This window comes from Paenibacillus sp. J22R98 (assembly GCF_059383835.1).
Genome location: NZ_JBXENW010000001.1, coordinates 232,190 through 249,606 on the forward strand (window position 1 = coordinate 232,190; position 17,417 = coordinate 249,606).

The following is a 17,417-nucleotide window of genomic DNA, read 5'->3' on the forward strand; positions in this document are numbered from 1 at the left end:
ATGGGAGAGGTTACCTGATGTATTTGCGTAAAGATACGGTACCGGTCAAAGTCGGCCCGCTGACGATTGGCGGTAGTGATGAAGTTATTATTCAAAGTATGTGTACGACCAAAACAGCAGATGTTGAGGCAACCGTTGCCGAAATCCTGCGTCTGGAAGAAGCAGGCTGCCAAGTTGTCCGGGTTACGGTCAACAACAAGGAAGCTGCCGAAGCCATTAAAGAAATCAAGAAACGCATTCATATTCCGCTTGTTGCGGATATTCATTTCGATTACCGCCTTGCACTTGCTGCGATTGAGAACGGCGTAGATAAAGTTCGGATCAATCCGGGCAATATCGGACGCCGCGAGAAAGTCGAAGCCGTCGTGAAGGCTTGTAAAGAGAAGAACATTCCGATTCGAATCGGAGTTAACGCCGGCTCGCTTGAGAACCATTTGCTTGAGAAGTATGGTTACCCGACTCCCGAGGCTATGGTAGAGAGTGCACTTTTCCATATCGGTATTCTTGAAGAGCTTGATTTCCATGATATTATCGTTTCGCTTAAAGCTTCTGACGTGCCGATGGCAATCGAAGCCTATCGTATGGCTGCGGAAGTGATTCGTTATCCGCTTCACCTTGGGATCACGGAAGCCGGTACGCTTCACACCGGTACGATTAAGAGTTCGGCAGGTATTGGTGCATTGCTTGCAATGGGCATCGGTAACACGGTTCGAATCAGCCTTAGCGCAGACCCGGTAGAAGAAGTGAAAGTGGCGCGTGAATTGCTGAAGACCTTCGGTCTGATTACGAACGCGGCAACACTGGTTTCTTGCCCGACGTGCGGACGACTGGATATCGACTTGTTCTCTATCGCCAATGAGGTTGAAGAATACATCAGCAAAATCAAGGTGCCGATCAAGGTTTCCGTTCTTGGCTGTGCTGTTAACGGCCCGGGCGAGGCGCGTGAAGCGGACATCGGGATTGCAGGAGCTAGAGGCGAAGGCATGCTCTTCCGTTACGGAGAAATGATTCGCAAAGTGCCTGAAGCCGAGCTGCTCTCGGAGCTGAAGAAGGAAATTGACGAGATTGTACGCGTCTTTGAAGAGACCGGCGAAATTCCGGGGCGCAAGCATCAGCCCGGACCTCATGTAACCACATAGGAAAACCGTTCAAACTTTACGTATTCATAGCGATTATTCCATCCGGCCGGGGGCAATACTGAACAGTATGAGCCCCGTAAAGCCGGATTTTTTGTATGAAGAAAAACGGCGTAAGCCGTTTCTTTTCTTTTCATCCCGAGAAGGAACGAAACTGCCCGCGCCGCTAGTCTTCTTAAGAGAGGAGTAATTGCTATGAGTTTAAGTTTGATTTTGATGTTGATCCAGGTGTTTTTCGCAATTGTGATTGGTTTGTACTTCTGGAATTTGCTGCGCAATCAGAAAACAAATCGAACGGCTGTCGACCGAGAGTCACGGAAAGAAATGGATAAATTGCGCAAGCTGCGCTCCGTTTCGCTGACGAAGCCGCTGTCTGAGAAAACACGGCCGCAAACGATTAATGATATTGTGGGACAACGGGACGGTCTGCGCGCGCTCAAAGCGGCGATGTGCAGCGCGAATCCGCAGCATGTCATTATTTACGGCCCTCCGGGCGTTGGGAAAACGGCTGCCGCGCGGGTTGTACTGGAGGAAGCGAAGAAGAATCCGACTTCACCGTTCTTGCCCGATGCGAAATTTACGGAGATTGATGCCACTACGGCTCGCTTTGACGAACGCGGGATCGCGGATCCGCTTATTGGATCGGTACATGATCCGATTTATCAAGGGGCCGGCGCCATGGGAGTAGCCGGTATCCCGCAGCCGAAGCCCGGTGCTGTAACGAAAGCGCATGGCGGGATGCTGTTTATTGATGAAATAGGTGAATTGCATCCGATTCAGATGAATAAGTTGTTAAAAGTACTGGAAGATCGCAAGGTGTATCTGGAAAGCGCGTATTACAATTCCGAGGATAACAATATCCCGATGTATATCCATGATATTTTCCAAAATGGCTTGCCTGCTGATTTCCGTCTTGTGGGTGCTACGACGCGTTCACCGCAGGAGCTCCCGCCGGCGCTGCGCTCGCGCTGTATGGAAATCTATTTCCGTCCGCTGCTGCCGGACGAGATCTCGCAAATTGCCGTGAATGCGCTGAAGAAGATCGGCCTGCCTCCTTCTCAAGAGGCCATTGATGTCGTAACGCGTTACGCAACCAATGGCCGCGAAGCTGTAAACGTTATTCAACTCGCCGCAGGACTTGCGCTATCGGAGAAACGAGACACCATTTCGGCCGCAGATATTGAATGGGTCGTCAACAGCAGTCAAATCCCTCCGCGTCCTGACCGTAAAGTGCCGTCTGCACCTCAGGTTGGTTTTGTGAACGGACTGGCCGTCTACGGGCCGAATATGGGGACGCTGCTGGAAATCGAAGTAAGCGCAATTGGTGCAAGAGCCGGAAAAGGCGTGTACACGATCACAGGCGTTGTAGATGAAGAAGAGCTGGGCGGCGGAAGCAGCCGTACGCTCAGACGCAAAAGCATGGCTAAAGGCTCGATCGAGAACGTCCTTACTGTACTTAGAAGAATGGGCATGAAACCGGAAAACTACGATTTGCACATTAACTTCCCCGGTGGAACACCGATTGACGGGCCGTCTGCCGGTATCGCGATGGCTACGGCAATCGCTTCTGCCATTAAAGGAGAGCCAATCAGCAATAAGCTTGCCATGACCGGTGAAGTAGGGATTCATGGTAACGTGAAGCCCGTCGGCGGTGTGCTTGCTAAAGTAGAGGCGGCTTTCCAAGCCGGAGCAGATACCGTATTGATTCCAAGGGAAAATTGGCAGGCTATCTTTGCTGATTTACAAGGTGTGCAAGTTATTCCTGTAGAGCATGTGGATGAGGTATTCCGCCATGTGTTTGGTGCTGAAGATACGCAAATGCAGTCTGCTTCGCAGGCGCCTGCAGCCGACGTATTTATCGCAACAGGACTGCCCTATTTGCAGGCGGATTCCGTTGAGTGATAAAATGGATGAAAGCCCTAAGACTTAAGGCCGAGGGAATCGGTTACGAAAGATCTGTGAGGAAGCTTCAAAGACGGAGGTGCTGGAATGGGACCTGCTAAATGGAAAGGTCGTCGTATGCCCCTGCTGCCGCTTCGGGGGCTGCTTGTATACCCCAGCATGGTGCTGCATCTGGACGTAGGCAGGGAGAAATCTGTGCGAGCGCTGGATCGCGCAATGCTGGACGATCATATGATTTTGCTTTGTTCGCAATCGGAAGTGAATATTGAAGAGCCGTCACAGGAAGATATCTACCGCGTCGGCACGGCTGCAAGAGTCAGACAAATGCTCAAGCTGCCAAACGGTACAATCCGCGTACTGGTGGAAGGCGTTGTCCGTGCCGAAATCGTAGATTATTTGCCGAATGATGACTACTACGAGGTCACGATTAAAGAACTGCCGGAGGCGGAATCGACAGATCCGGAAATTGATGCACTCATGCGGACGGTGCTTAACCAGTTCGAGCATTACATCAATTTGTCGAAGAAAGTAACACCGGAGACACTGGCGGCTGTCTCGGATATTGATGAGCCGGGCAGGCTTGCCGATGTGATCTCCAGCCATCTGTCGCTCAAGATCAAGGATAAGCAGGATATTCTTGAAACGATTGATGTACGTGAGCGGCTTGAGCGCCTGCTCGATATCTTAAACAACGAGCGCGAAGTGCTGGAGCTGGAACGTAAGATCAGCCAGCGCGTGAAGAAGCAGATGGAGAAAACACAGAAGGAATACTATTTGCGCGAGCAAATGAAAGCCATCCAGAAGGAGCTCGGCGAGAAAGAAGGCCGTGCCGGCGAAGTTGAAGAGCTTCGCGCACAGATGGCGGACTCCGGTATTCCGGATAAAGTGAAAGAGAAGGTCGAGAAGGAAATCGACCGTCTGGAGAAGATGCCATCGACTTCGGCCGAGGGCGGTGTCATCCGCAATTATATTGATTGGCTTCTTTCCTTACCTTGGAACAAGCTGACGGAAGATGATCTGAATGTCGCGAAAGCGGAGGCTATCCTTAACGAGGATCATTACGGACTCGAGAAGCCGAAGGAACGCGTGCTGGAATACTTAGCGGTACAGCAGCTCGTGAAGAAGCTGAAGGGCCCGATTCTCTGCTTGGTTGGCCCTCCGGGGGTCGGTAAAACCTCTATGGCGCGTTCGATTGCAAAGTCGCTTGGCAGACAGTTTGTCCGTATCTCGCTTGGCGGCGTACGCGACGAAGCTGAAATTCGCGGACATCGCCGTACATACGTCGGCGCGATGCCGGGCCGTATCATTCAAGGCATGAAGACGGCAGGATCGCTCAACCCGGTGTTCTTGCTTGATGAAATCGATAAGATGGCCATGGATTTCCGTGGAGATCCGGCTTCGGCACTGCTTGAAGTGCTTGATCCGGAGCAGAACAATACGTTCAGCGATCATTTCATCGAAGTGCCGTTCGATCTCTCGAATGTCATGTTCGTGACGACGGCGAATGCTATTCACAACATTCCAAGGCCGCTGCTAGATCGGATGGAAGTGCTGTACATTCCCGGCTATACGGAGCTTGAGAAGCTGCAAATCGCCAATCGTTATTTGCTTCCGAAGCAGAAACGTGAGCATGGCTTACTTGAAGAGCAAGTAGATCTCGGAGAAGACGGCCTACTTCAAATCATTCGCGAGTATACAAGAGAATCCGGCGTGCGTAACCTTGAGCAGCAAATTGCGGCGATGTGCCGGAAAGCTGCGAAAGCGATCGTGACGGATGAGAATGTTACTCCGATTAAGGTCGACTCTGCGAAAATCAAGGAATGGCTCGGGCCGTCCAAATTCCGGTACGGCATGGCGGAGGTCGAGGACCAGATCGGCGCCGTTACCGGCCTTGCTTGGACCGAGGTTGGCGGCGATACGCTCGTTATTGAGGTAACGGTGCTGCCGGGCAGCGGTAAGCTTACGTTGACAGGTAAGCTCGGCGATGTGATGAAGGAATCTGCGCAAGCAGCATTCAGCTATACACGCTCCCGAGCCAATGAGCTTGGTATTGACCCGCTGTTCCATGAGAAGAATGATATTCATATCCATATTCCTGAGGGTGCAATTCCGAAGGACGGACCGTCTGCAGGCATTACGATGGCGACGGCACTTATTTCTGCTTTAACGAATCGTCTGGTGGATAAAGAAGTGGCGATGACCGGTGAGATCACGCTTCGCGGCCGTGTGCTGCCAATCGGCGGTCTCAAAGAGAAATCACTCGCAGCACACCGGGCGGGCATCAAGAAGGTGCTGATTCCTAAGGACAACGAGCGTGACTTGCGCGATATACCGGACAGCGTCAGAGCCGATTTGGAATTCGTTCCGGTCAGCTCGATGGATGAGGTTATCAAGCATGCGCTTGTGAAGGTGGAGGCAGCAGCGCCGGTACAGACGCATTAAGAAAGCAGGTTGCTCAAACGTGAAGATTAAGAATGTTGAATTTGTTATATCCGCAGTAAGGCCGGATCAATATCCGGTCGATGCCTTGCCAGAGTTCGCTCTGGCAGGGCGTTCTAATGTCGGCAAATCATCACTCATCAATAAGATGATTATGCGCAAAGGCTTAGCCAGAACAAGCTCGCAGCCGGGGAAGACGCAGCAGCTCAATTATTACCGTGTGAACGACGAAGTTTACTTGGTCGATTTCCCCGGTTACGGCTATGCCAAAGTATCGAAAGTACAGCGTGCGCAGTTCGGCACGATGATCGAGACTTTCCTGAGCGTCCGTGAGCCGCTGAAGATGGTATTCCTTATTGTCGACATCCGTCATGAGCCATCCGTGGATGACTGTCTCATGTACGACTGGTTGAAGCATTATGAAATTCCTGTTTGTGTCGTGACAACAAAGGCTGATAAAATCCCGAAGAGTAAATGGGACAAGCATGTGAAGATCGTGAAGAAGAAGCTGGGCTTTCAAACAGGAGATTATCATGTTCTCTTCTCTTCTGAGACAGGCCTCGGCCGCGATGAGCTTTGGGCAATCATAAATCAAACGATAGCGGAAACAAGCGAAGAAGCGGAAGAAACCGAAGAAGTTTCAATCGAAAAGTGAGGATAACGCATAAAAGCAACGACTCTTCGTAAAATCTCCTTGATTATTCAGAAATATGCGTGAATATCGCGAATGGGCGGCAGGAATAAACCGCTTCGATCGGGTATAATATAGGTAAGCAACTGATTTACAAACGCGTTACTTTATAGAATTGAGGAGATTTTTATGGCTCAGCGGATAGCCACGGAGTATGTCAATGCTTCTCTGCAATTAACGGCTGAAGAGATGGCGGGATTTGTCCAGTTTTTTGAAGACCAGCATATTAAGCAGCAGGTGCGGGTACTAGAGAATGGCAATCACGAGATGGTTCTCGAGGACGACGCAGGACGAGAAGAAGTCCGCCTTACTTTCGAACGTAAGCAAGATTTGTACGTATGCGCACTTTCATGCCGTATCGTACATCCAAGACTTACGAACGCAATGCGCAAAGCGGTATCGCTGTTCCGCGGAGATGCAGTCGTCAATCGCATTTATCCACATTATACGATGATCTATCATTATGCTGAAGGAACTGTTCGCAAAATTGTCGAAATCAAGAACAATGAGTCGAGAGTCATCTTTGAATTCAAAGATACCGTCGGTCAGCTTGAAGCGACATTCCGCGTGAACGACATCGAGAAGGAAATTGAAATCGTGCAAGGTGCGATTAATCAATTGCTCGATTTGCGCAATCAATGCAGTGATCGCGGGCAAATTTCGCTTATTGACCAACGTCTGGCACAGCATGCAAGAGCGCTGTTCTTGATGGAGGCATAAGTAAAACCGTAGAGAATCATTCTTCCAAAGCCGCTCATATGCGGCTTTTTTATTTGCGATAAATTTTGCTGAGGACCATCACCAGCTCAACAATTCGTACATACGTTGTTTACTGGAGTTTACTGCATGTTGTCAACTTAATTCTGCCCAAAAAAAACTGTTGCATTTCTGAGCGATAGATGTTATTTTTATTTTCGTTGCAATGAATAGGAACCAGGATTCACTCAGGACATGGTAATGTTGCGAGAGGAAAGTCCCTCGGGCAGTGAATGACGTAGGTCCTAGCGGATGAAATTACAAAACATTTTATTCCTAGGAAGGGGGAACCGAGAGATGGAATATTCAACTTTCGGAAGACACGTTGCTGTTGACACTTGGGGTGTAGATTTTGACCTGCTCAACAACGCGGAATTTTTACAAGCCCAAATGGTAGAGGCTGCAGAAGCATGCGGCGCTACAGTACTCTCAGTTCAAGCGAAACAATTTGAGCCACAAGGCGCAACAGTGCTCGTACTGCTGTCAGAAAGTCATCTTTCCATTCACACGTATCCTGAGAGAGGCTTTGCGGCTCTTGATTGCTATACATGTGGAGAAACAGTCGATCCACAATTGGCGATTGACTACATGATGTCTGTTTTGAAACCAAAAGTAACACATGCTAAGAAACTAGTTCGCGGTATGGGTGAATTGCAAGTCGTGGAAGCGGATATGAAGCAAGTTGAACTTGTGTAGCATTTTCATATGACTAAAGAGGGGCCATGGAGAAATCCGTGGCCTTTTTTGATGCCATAAACCAGGTTGCGCGTTTTCAAACAATTTTCATATTTGCAGGGGTACATCATGTCTAACTGTGCTATACTAAATGATGAAAAAATGATTAGTGAAGGGCAGGTGAACGCGCATGCACATTATAGTCGTCGGTCTTAATTATCGCACAGCACCGGTTGAAGTGAGGGAAGGATTTACATTCTCCGAACGAGATCTGCCTGAGGCGCTTGAGCAGTTGAAGCAAACGAAAAGCATTATGGAAGGTGTCATTGTTGCGACCTGTAACCGCACTGAATTGTATGCTGTTGTTGACCGTCCGACGTTGTGCGGACATTATATACGCAGTTTCATGGAGAAATGGTTTAATACGCCGAGACAGAAATTTACCTCGGATCTATATATGTATGAGGATGAGAAGGCGATCGACCATCTGTTCCGTGTCACTTGTGGACTTGATTCCATGGTCATTGGCGAGACTCAGATTCTGGGTCAAGTGAAGAATGCGTTCCTTCTTGCACAGCAGCAGAAGACTACAGGCACATTGTTTAATACGATCTTTAAACAAGCTGTTACTTTAGCGAAGAAGGCACATTCCGATACAGCTATCGGTGAAGCCGCGGTTTCGGTCAGCTACGCAGCAGTTGAGCTGGGTAAACGGATCTTCGGACAATTTAACGGCAAGACGGTCATGATCGTCGGCGCCGGCAAGATGAGTGAATTAACAGCTAAGCATCTGTATGCGAACGGTGTGGAACGAGTATTCGTCGTCAACCGTACCTATGACCGTGCCGTGCAGCTGGCAGATAAGTTTAACGGAACTCCGCTGTCGATGGCAGATGCGATTTCGCGATTGCATGAAACGGATATTGTTATCAGCTCCACAGGTTCAGATGGATATGTACTGGGCCGTGAGCAGGTTGCCGCAGCTATGCAGAAACGTAAATCCCGTCCGCTCTTTATGATTGATATTGCGGTACCGCGTGACCTTGACCCTGCAATTGCATCGGTGAAGAACGTGTTCCTATACGATATCGATGATCTGGAAGGCATCGTGGAGAGCAACATGGAGCAGCGTCGTACGGAAGCTGCGAAGATCGAAACAATGATTGCGGCTGAACTGGATGTGTACCGCGGATGGTACAAAACATTAGGCGTTGCACCGCTGATTCGCGCGCTGCAGGATAAAGCGACGGACATTCATGCGGAAACGATGGACAGCTTGGCGAACAAGCTTCCTGGTCTAAGCGATCGTGAGCTTAAAGTCATCCACAAGCTGACGAAGAGCATCGTCAACCAAATGATGCATGATCCGATTCTGCGCATTAAAGAAATGGCAGGAGAGAAGCATGCAGACGAAGCTATGGATATGTTTGTGAAATTATTCGCCTTGGAAGAGAAGCTTGAACAAACGAAGAACAACGCAGAGCAACGTAATCCGGCAGGGGCGAAAGAAGTCGCATCCAATGGAGATACAATGCCGGTACTTAAGGGTACAATTGCGGCAATTACAACCTAAAGTCCCGGTCGTAATAACAGGACTTTAGGTTACCAGATAACTTGTTCAAAGTTTGCGGAGGCCATCTATGGTTACACAAAATTGGTTTTATGATGGAATGCTGTATATCTATGCCCTGAGCCTTCTGTTTTACTTCTCCGATTTCGTTGATCGAAATCGGCAAGCGAAACAAGTGGGAACAGGGCTGCTTATTTTCGTCTGGGTGCTGCAAACAGGCTTTATTGTGAATCGGATTATTTCGCATCTGGACATGACCAACATCTCATTGTTCGAATATTTGCTCGTTTTCTCTTGGCTGCTTATCACGGTTTCACTTGTGATGAGCCGTTTTTTTAGGATGGAGTTTATCGTCTTCTTCGTAAATGTTATCGGTTTCGCAGTATTGACCGTCAATTTGTTCGGCATCGGCTCAGGCGCATCTCTAGCGAGATGGGAATTGGCGCAGAACATGCTGGTCGTTCATATCATTCTCATGATCTTGGCGTATGCCGCGTTGACGATCAGCGGGATTTTCTCAGGCATGTATATGTTCCTGTTCGCTCGCCTCAAAGGCAAGCAATGGACCAAGAGTATGCAGAGAATGCCTAGCTTGGACGTAGCGGATCGCTTCATGTTCAGAGCAGCGCTGATCGGCACGCCGCTGCTTACATTATCGCTCGCAATGGCTGTTACTTCGATTCTCATAGAAGGCCGCTATGGACTTCTGCTTGATTTGAAGGTTATTTCATCTTTTATAGCGCTGTCGATATATATCTGGAATTTGCTGGGGCACAAATGGTTTGACGGTTCAGGCTGGAAGTTCGCGCGGCTGAATTTGATCAGCTATGGCGTCATGCTGCTTAATGTATTGATGAATCAAGCCTCGAATTTTCACGGCTGGTCTTAAGGAGAGCCAAGGAGTTGGTTGCATTCGTGAAGATCTATTATCCAATGATGGTGAAGCTTCAAGGAAAGCGCTGTGTTGTAGTCGGAGGCGGCTCTGTTGCAGAGCGTAAAGTGCAAGGATTGCTGGATGGGGGAGCGGATCAGGTAGAGGTGATTGCCCCTGCTGCATCATCTGTGCTTCATGAGCTTGCTAAGGCAGAGTCTATACGGCTTGTGCAAAGGGAATACAGGGAAAGGGATCTGCAAGGCGCGATGCTTGTTTTTGCTGCGACGAACAATCGTCAAGTCAATGAAGAGATTGCAGCCTTGGGGGACCGGCTTGGCACACTCGTAAATGTTGCCGATCTTGGCGAAGAAGGCAGCTTCGTGACTCCTTCCACAGTAAGACGCGGCGAGCTGCTGCTAGCTGTCACGACTGGCGGAGCAAGCCCGGCTTTGGCTGCGATTGTGAAGCGGCGGTTAGCTAAGCAATTTGGCGAAAGCTTCGGAGATAACGTCGAAGGACTTCGATTGCTGCGGACGCGCGTGTTGTCGAGCGGCTTGAATCCGGAGCTGAGAGGCGCAATATTGCGAATGGCTGCAGAAGAGGTTGCAGAGCAAGCAGGGCAAAACGTTGGACGAGTTACCTATACAGAGAATCAGATCGAAGAATGGATGAGCAGGCTGCTGCAAGCGGCTGAGAGGAGCAACTAATATGTCCCACAGAAATAAAGAACCCCGCGTTATTGTGGTCGGAACACGCCAGAGCGCACTCGCTTTGACGCAAACCGGTCAAGTTATAGATCAGCTTAAAGCGCTAAGCGAGCAGCATGGATTGCCGTATACGTTCGAGATTCGCAAAATCGTGACAAAAGGCGACCGCATTCTGGATGTCACCTTATCCAAGGTCGGAGGTAAAGGTCTGTTCGTGAAAGAGATCGAGCAGGCATTGTTTGATAAAGAGATTGATTTAGCTGTACATAGTATGAAGGATATGCCATATGAGCTTCCAGAAGGATTGATGAACGGTGCGGTGCCTAAGCGGGTTGACCCGAGAGACTGTATCATTACATCAAACGGTTTTACGTTCTCTGACTTGCCTAAAGGGGCAAAGGTTGGGACAAGCAGTCTGCGTCGTTCCAGTCAGCTCAAGAACGCTCGCCCGGATTTGCAGATCGAGTCCATTCGGGGCAATATCGATTCCCGAATCAAGAAGCTGGAGAGTGAAGGCTTCGACGCAATTGTGCTGGCAGCAGCCGGACTTCATCGCATGAGCTGGGAATCGAAAATTTCTTCCTATCTGCCGGAAGATCTGTGCGTACCTGCGGTTGGTCAGGGTGCACTTGGCATCGAGTGCAGAACAGAGGACGCAGAAGTACGTCACTTGCTGTCCCTTCTCAATGATCCGCTCACAGCGCTCACCGTATCCGCTGAACGTAGTTTCCTTGGCGCGCTTAACGGGGGCTGTCAAATTCCGATTGGGGCACATGCTACGATCGTCGAGACCGATGAGAATGGAGAATCCTGTCTGCTTGAATTGACGGGAATTGTCGGTTCGCCGGATGGCGGTATTTTGCTTAAAGAAACGTTGCGCGGACAAGACCCGGTAGCATTAGGGTTACAAACAGCAGAAGCATTGAAAGCTAGAGGAGCAGATCGTATTTTAGCAGAAGTAAGGGGATGAACGTTTTGCTGAAGGGGAAGAGCAAAGGGAAAGTCTACTTGGTTGGAGCCGGACCAGGCGATCCAAAGCTGATTACGCTGCGCGGAAAAGAATGCATCAGTAAATGTGATGTCGTTGTATATGATCGACTTGCCAGTCCCAGACTGCTCCGGTATTTAAAGCCGGGTGCTGAGAAGGTTTACGTGGGCAAGCTGCCGGATCGGCACACCATGAAACAAGAAGATATCAATCAGCTGCTTGTGGATCTGGCGCTCGAGGGCAAGATCGTGACCCGTCTGAAAGGCGGCGATCCTACCATCTTCGGACGTGTCGGTGAAGAGGCTGAATTGCTGTATCACAATGACATCGAGTTCGAAATCGTCCCAGGCATCACCTCAGCCATTGCTGTTCCGGCCTATGCGGGTATTCCTGTGACACATCGCGATTTGGCTTCTTCCTTATCGATTATTACCGGACATGAAAGTCCGGACAAGCTTGATCAATCCATCCACTGGGATAAAGTAACCCATGCTACAGGGACGCTTGTTTTCTTAATGGGTGTCGCTAAGATCGGCTATATAGCAGAACAGCTTATTAAGCATGGTAAGCCTGCACAGACGCCTGTTGCTCTGATCCGCTGGGGGACAAGAGTGGAACAAAGAACGGTGACGGGCACGCTTGAAACCATTGAGGAGATTGTTAAAGCAGCCAACTTCCAGCCGCCGGCAGTCATTGTTGTCGGTGATGTAGTCAAGCAGCGCGAGAAGCTGAAGTGGTATGAGCTTAAGCCGCTGTTCGGTACTCGCGTGCTGATTACACGAGCCAGAGCACAGAGCAGCGACTTGGCGGAGCGGATTGAGGAGCTAGGCGGTGAGCCATGCGAATTCCCGGTCATTGAGACTCGTGAGCCTAAGGAAGCTGCGATTGTGGACTCGGTTAACAATGCGCTGAATGAAGCCGAGCAATACGACTGGATTATGTTTACGAGCGTAAATGGTGTAGACTATTTCTTCAGCTGGTTAAACAAGCTGCGTATCGATATCAGACGGTTCCACAAGGCACGTATTGCCGCCGTTGGGCCTAAAACAGCAGAAGCGCTGGAGAAACGCGGATTGTTCGTCGATGTACTGCCAGTGAAGTTCCAAGCAGATGATCTGCTTGACAGCTTGTCGGATCACTTAATTGCCGGCCAACGTGTCTTGCTGCCAAGAGGTGATCTCGCTCGTGAAGTTCTGCCGAGAGACCTAAAGGCGAAGGGACTAATCCCAGTAGAAATCGACGTGTATGAAACGATTCTTGCGGATAATCAAGATGAGGAGACGCTTGAGCTGCTTCAGAAACGAAGCGTTCATGTGATTACGTTCGCCAGCTCCTCCACCGTTACCAACTTATTCGAAGTACTGCGTCGCATGGGGGTGCAAGATCCCCTTGAGCTGCTGCAAGGTATAGACATCGCCTGTATCGGCCCGGTAACGGCGAAGACGGCTGAAGAAGCCGGTCTGAAGGTGACGATACAGCCGGAGGATGCAACGATTGATGGACTTATTGATGCTATAGCCGAGTCACGGCTCGTGCATCGCAATTAAGAAGGAGGCTTTCTAATTATGGCATTTCCAATTACGAGAAACCGCAGACTTCGCTCATCAGGCGCGCTGCGTTCGCTGGTGCGCGAAACACATTTATCTGTAGACGACTTTATATATCCGTTATTTGTTACCCATGGTACAGGCGTGAAGGAAGAAATCTCTTCGATGCCTGGTGTTTATCATCTTTCCCTCGATCTGCTCAAGCAGGAAGTGGCTACAGTAGTGGAATCAGGCGTGAAAGCCGTTCTGCTCTTCGGCGTTCCGGATTCGAAGGACGCGGCTGGTTCCTCCGCATACGATCCGAACGGAATCGTTCAACAGGCAACAAGGGCAATCAAAGAATGGGCGCCGCAGCTTCTGGTCGTTGCAGATACGTGCTTGTGCCAATTCACGGACCATGGCCACTGTGGCATGATCCATCATGATGCCCGCACCGGCAATGCCGAGATTGACAATGACTCTTCGCTGGAATTGTTGGTCAAAACAGCAGTGTCGCAAGCAGAGGCTGGCGCAGATATTATCGCACCTTCGAATATGATGGATGGGTTCGTGGGAGCGATTCGCGAAGGACTGGATGCGGCAGGCTTTGAAATGGTGCCGATCATGTCCTACTCGGTTAAATATGCTTCGGCTTTCTACGGACCTTTCCGTGAAGCCGCACATTCCACGCCGCAATTCGGCGACCGTAAGACGTATCAAATGGATCCCGCAAATGCGCGCGAGGCGCTTCGTGAGGCTGAAGCGGATATTATCGAAGGGGCAGACTTCCTTATGGTGAAGCCTGCGCTTGCTTACATGGATGTCATACGGATGCTGAAAGAGCACTTTGACCTGCCGGTTGCAGCGTACAACGTGAGCGCTGAATATTCCATGGTTAAAGCAGCTGCGGCGAACGGTTGGATTGATGAGCGCGCAGTCGTTCTGGAGACTTTGACGGGGATGAAGCGTGCAGGCGCGGACTTGATTATTACGTATCATGCATTGGATGCAGCACGCTGGCTGAGAGGCGAAGCGTAACAAATGGCCGTAAAAAAGCCTGGACGGCGTTAACCGTTCAGGCGGGCCAAGTCGAGTTTGTATTCGTTAAAGCCAAACGTTAATATTTTGCGATCCTCAAGGTCTCGAAGCACTTGGGAAAGTGCCAGCTTGGCTACACCGGCCATTTGAGCGAGTTCATCGTAGTTGAGCGGCATCTTGATCGTAATAATGTTTCCGGCCCGTGTGCCATGTCGGTTCGCCATCAGAATGACATTCTTCAGCACCCGAGTACGCGAATCAACAAAGGTAAGATCGTAGACATGTTGATTGGTATCACGCAGTCTGCGGCAAAGCTCGGTCATAATATGGCGCGTTATTTCGAATTGCTCGCGAAGCAGGGCATGAAAGTCATTGGCGGAGATAACGAGCAGTGTCGAGTCTTCCAGCGTTTGAGCAGATGCAGAGCGTGGACGACCGTCGAGCAGCGACAGCTCGCCGAAGCTTTGACCGGACTGAATCAGCGATAACACTTTCTCGTCACCGGAAGTACTGCGGGTATAAATCTTAATGGAGCCTTTAAGCAAAATATAAAAGGCTGCCCCAGGGTCCTTCTCTTGAAAGAGCACTGTCCCGGGCGTGAATGTTTGTTTTCGAGTAATCGACAGTATACGCTGCAGCTGATCTTCGTTTAAATTTTCAAATAGCTGTACTTGCTTAAGCAATTCAATCACGTATGACCAGCCTCTCCCTATGAACTGCACAACAGTTATAACCTGATAATCTCTTAGCAGTTTACCATACGAAAGTCACAATTTAACAGGCAGGTGCGAGAAATGAGCGAAAAGAATCATAAAAGAGCGGATGAACGTTCCAAAGAAGCTTTTGCACGCGCGAAAAAAGTCATTCCGGGCGGCGTAAACTCCCCGGTTCGCGCATTCAAATCTGTTGGCTTAAATCCCGTCTATATGGACCGTGGCGAAGGCTACAAAGTCTATGATATCGACGGCAACAGCTACATCGATTATGTAGCATCCTGGGGACCGCTAATTATGGGCCATGCCCATCCGGAAGTTATTGAAGCGATCAAGAAAACGGCAGAGAAAGGCACCAGCTTTGGCGCCCCTACTGAAATCGAGACGTTAATGGCGGAGCTCGTCTGCGAGCGCGTGCCATCCGTAGAGATCGTACGCATGGTCAATTCCGGGACGGAAGCGACGATGAGCGCGCTTCGCTTGGCACGCGGTTATACGAAACGCAGCAAAATCCTGAAATTCGAAGGCTCTTATCACGGTCATGCCGACAGCTTGCTAATAAAAGCAGGTTCAGGCGTAGCCACTTTAGGCTTGCCTGACAGCCCCGGCGTTCCGGAAAGTGTAGCTTCGCATACGATAACGGTGCCTTACAACGACCTTGCTTCCGTGAAGCTTGCTTTCGAAAGCTTCGGCGAAGAAATCGCTTGTATCATCGTTGAGCCGGTTGCCGGTAATATGGGCGTTGTACCACCGCTTCCCGGCTTCCTGCAAGGGCTGCGCGAGGTTACGGAGCAGTACGGCAGCTTGCTCATCTTTGACGAGGTTATGACCGGCTTCCGCGTGCACATGAACTGTGCGCAAGGTCTGTACGGCATAACACCGGATCTCACTTGCCTTGGCAAAGTAATCGGCGGCGGTTTGCCCGTTGGCGCGTACGGCGGTAAACGCGAGATTATGGAAATGATGGCGCCTAGCGGCCCGATCTACCAAGCTGGTACGCTCTCAGGCAATCCGCTTGCCATGGCGGCCGGCTACACTACGCTTAGCCTACTCACTCCGCAAACCTATGAGCACATGGAGCGGATGGCGGTTCGTTTGCAGCGCGGGTTCGAAGCAAATGCAGCGAAGCATGGTATTCCAAACACGATTAACCGCGTTGGATCGATGGTGTGTCCGTTCTTTACCGAGCAGCATGTCATCAACTACGATACGGCGAAAACATCGGATCTGGAGCGGTTCAAAGTATATTTTGCGGCAATGCTCGATCTCGGTATTAGTATTGCGCCTTCCCAGTTCGAAGGGATGTTTGTCTCCGGCATTCACGATGAAGCTGCCATTGACGCGACCATTGCGGCGCATGATGAGGCGTTTCGTCGCTTGTAAGTAAGCGTATTGTAGGAGCTGAGCAATAATGAGAAATACGATGAGCTACGAACGCAGTGGGGAATGGCTGAAGCTGCCTTCGGCAACGCTGGCCAGCTTCGCTGGTTCCGCCGCTGTTCCAGTACTAGAGGCCGGGAGTCATCCGCATCATGTGCGGCAATGGCTGCTGGCCCTTGGTTTATTTCCGGAGAAATGGCTGAACCGGCTGTTCTCTGTCGGTGGTATTCGGATGGAGGGAAGCAGCATTCTGCTGCGCACCTTTATCTCGGCGGATGCAGGGAGCGATGCCATCTTCCGTATGATCTCGCAAGGAGATGCAGCGCAAGCTTCGTCGCTAAAAGCTGGCCTTCTCTACTACGATGATTGGTGCCTTGTGATGGATAAGCCTGCAGGCATGCCGGTGCATCCTTCTGCACCTGGTCAGCGCGGAACGCTGGACGAGGAGGCGGCGCGTGCGGGGCTTCTTCGCGGGGATGGACTGCCTGCCAAGCATATTCATCGGTTAGATGATGACACGGCCGGCCCGGTACTCTATGCGAGGAATGAACTCGCACAGCTGCGGCTCGACGAAGCGATGCGAGAGAAATCAATCGGCAGGCAATATGTCGCCCTGGTGCAAGGTGTATTGAATCGGAGTCGCGGCACAATCGATAAACCAATCGGCAAAGACCGTCATCATAGTGGCCGTAGACGCGTTTCACCGAATGGTGAGCATGCGATTACCCATTACGAAACGATTGCGGTTTATAAGCGCGCTTCGCTGGTCCGAGTATGGCTCGAAACCGGGCGGACGCATCAAATTCGGGTACATATGAGCGATTTGGGACATCCGTTAGTCGGCGATACGCTTTATGGCGGCTCAGACAGCAAACTTCGTCATCAAGCCCTCCGTGGCGAGCAGCTGACATTTCGACACCCTTGGACGAATGAGGAGACGGTTTTGTCCGCCTCCGAGCCGGATTGGTTTACTGAGGTCCGAGAGCGGTACGCGTCTCTGTGAAAATCGTAGTCATGCCTAC

General features: G+C 50.4%; 15 protein-coding genes. 14 read left to right on the plus strand and 1 reads right to left on the minus strand.

From position 1 onward, the window contains the following. Positions 1 to 17: 17 nt before the first annotated feature. The 12 genes from ispG (at position 18) to hemB (ending at position 14,302) form a co-directional block, all read left to right on the plus strand. Positions 18 to 1,139 (plus strand): flavodoxin-dependent (E)-4-hydroxy-3-methylbut-2-enyl-diphosphate synthase, encoded by a 1,122-nt coding sequence (gene ispG / locus AC50Y3_RS01075; RefSeq protein ID WP_091214737.1) that lies wholly within the window; start codon positions 18 to 20, stop codon positions 1,137 to 1,139. 192 nt (positions 1,140 to 1,331) lie between these two features. Then, entirely contained in the window at positions 1,332 to 3,038 is a 1,707-nt protein-coding gene (gene lonB / locus AC50Y3_RS01080) for an ATP-dependent protease LonB (protein WP_494816934.1), read from the plus strand. 87 nt (positions 3,039 to 3,125) lie between these two features. Then, a complete protein-coding gene (lon, locus tag AC50Y3_RS01085) occupies positions 3,126 to 5,480 on the plus strand; it encodes an endopeptidase La (RefSeq protein ID WP_494816935.1) in 2,355 nt (784 codons plus the stop codon). Between the two features lie 19 nt (positions 5,481 to 5,499). Then, positions 5,500 to 6,132, plus strand: a complete 633-nt coding sequence (gene yihA / locus AC50Y3_RS01090; protein ID WP_494816936.1) for a ribosome biogenesis GTP-binding protein YihA/YsxC — start codon at positions 5,500 to 5,502, stop codon at positions 6,130 to 6,132. A gap of 165 nt (positions 6,133 to 6,297) precedes the next feature. Continuing rightward, the gene (locus tag AC50Y3_RS01095; protein WP_494816937.1) at positions 6,298 to 6,888 is read left to right on the plus strand and encodes a non-ribosomal peptide synthetase module; all 591 of its coding nucleotides are present in this window, start codon (positions 6,298 to 6,300) and stop codon (positions 6,886 to 6,888) included. A gap of 333 nt (positions 6,889 to 7,221) precedes the next feature. Beyond that, positions 7,222 to 7,620 carry an adenosylmethionine decarboxylase gene (gene speD / locus AC50Y3_RS01100; RefSeq protein ID WP_090983026.1) on the plus strand — a complete coding sequence of 133 codons (399 nt, stop codon included), beginning with the start codon at positions 7,222 to 7,224 and terminating at the stop codon, positions 7,618 to 7,620. 169 nt (positions 7,621 to 7,789) lie between these two features. After that, positions 7,790 to 9,172: a glutamyl-tRNA reductase gene (gene hemA, locus AC50Y3_RS01105; protein WP_494816938.1), complete on the plus strand. Its 1,383-nt coding sequence runs from the start codon at positions 7,790 to 7,792 to the stop codon at positions 9,170 to 9,172. Between the two features lie 67 nt (positions 9,173 to 9,239). After that, positions 9,240 to 10,058 (plus strand): cytochrome C assembly family protein, encoded by an 819-nt coding sequence (locus AC50Y3_RS01110; RefSeq protein WP_494816939.1) that lies wholly within the window; start codon positions 9,240 to 9,242, stop codon positions 10,056 to 10,058. Between the two features lie 26 nt (positions 10,059 to 10,084). Next, positions 10,085 to 10,750 carry a precorrin-2 dehydrogenase/sirohydrochlorin ferrochelatase family protein gene (locus tag AC50Y3_RS01115; protein WP_494816940.1) on the plus strand — a complete coding sequence of 222 codons (666 nt, stop codon included), beginning with the start codon at positions 10,085 to 10,087 and terminating at the stop codon, positions 10,748 to 10,750. Position 10,751: 1 nt separating this feature from the next. After that, positions 10,752 to 11,720, plus strand: a complete 969-nt coding sequence (gene hemC / locus AC50Y3_RS01120) for a hydroxymethylbilane synthase (protein ID WP_494816941.1) — start codon at positions 10,752 to 10,754, stop codon at positions 11,718 to 11,720. Beyond that, positions 11,717 to 13,285, plus strand: coding sequence for a uroporphyrinogen-III C-methyltransferase (cobA, locus tag AC50Y3_RS01125; RefSeq protein ID WP_494816942.1), 1,569 nt, complete (start codon positions 11,717 to 11,719; stop codon positions 13,283 to 13,285). Before hemC ends, cobA begins: the two co-directional genes overlap by 4 nt. Positions 13,286 to 13,303: 18 nt before the next feature. Further along, positions 13,304 to 14,302: a porphobilinogen synthase gene (hemB, locus tag AC50Y3_RS01130; RefSeq protein ID WP_494816943.1), complete on the plus strand. Its 999-nt coding sequence runs from the start codon at positions 13,304 to 13,306 to the stop codon at positions 14,300 to 14,302. A gap of 29 nt (positions 14,303 to 14,331) precedes the next feature. On the opposite strand, the gene AC50Y3_RS01135 is transcribed toward hemB, so the two are convergent. Further along, on the minus strand, positions 14,332 to 14,994 hold the full coding sequence (locus AC50Y3_RS01135) for a Crp/Fnr family transcriptional regulator (RefSeq protein WP_494816944.1): 663 nt from the start codon (positions 14,992 to 14,994) through the stop codon (positions 14,332 to 14,334). Between the two features lie 102 nt (positions 14,995 to 15,096). Between AC50Y3_RS01135 and hemL the strand changes: the two genes are divergently transcribed. Both hemL and AC50Y3_RS01145 read left to right on the plus strand, forming a co-directional pair. After that, positions 15,097 to 16,398: a glutamate-1-semialdehyde 2,1-aminomutase gene (gene hemL / locus AC50Y3_RS01140; RefSeq protein WP_494816945.1), complete on the plus strand. Its 1,302-nt coding sequence runs from the start codon at positions 15,097 to 15,099 to the stop codon at positions 16,396 to 16,398. 28 nt (positions 16,399 to 16,426) lie between these two features. After that, on the plus strand, positions 16,427 to 17,398 hold the full coding sequence (locus AC50Y3_RS01145) for an RluA family pseudouridine synthase (RefSeq protein WP_494816946.1): 972 nt from the start codon (positions 16,427 to 16,429) through the stop codon (positions 17,396 to 17,398). The last annotated feature ends 19 nt before the right edge of the window (positions 17,399 to 17,417 follow it).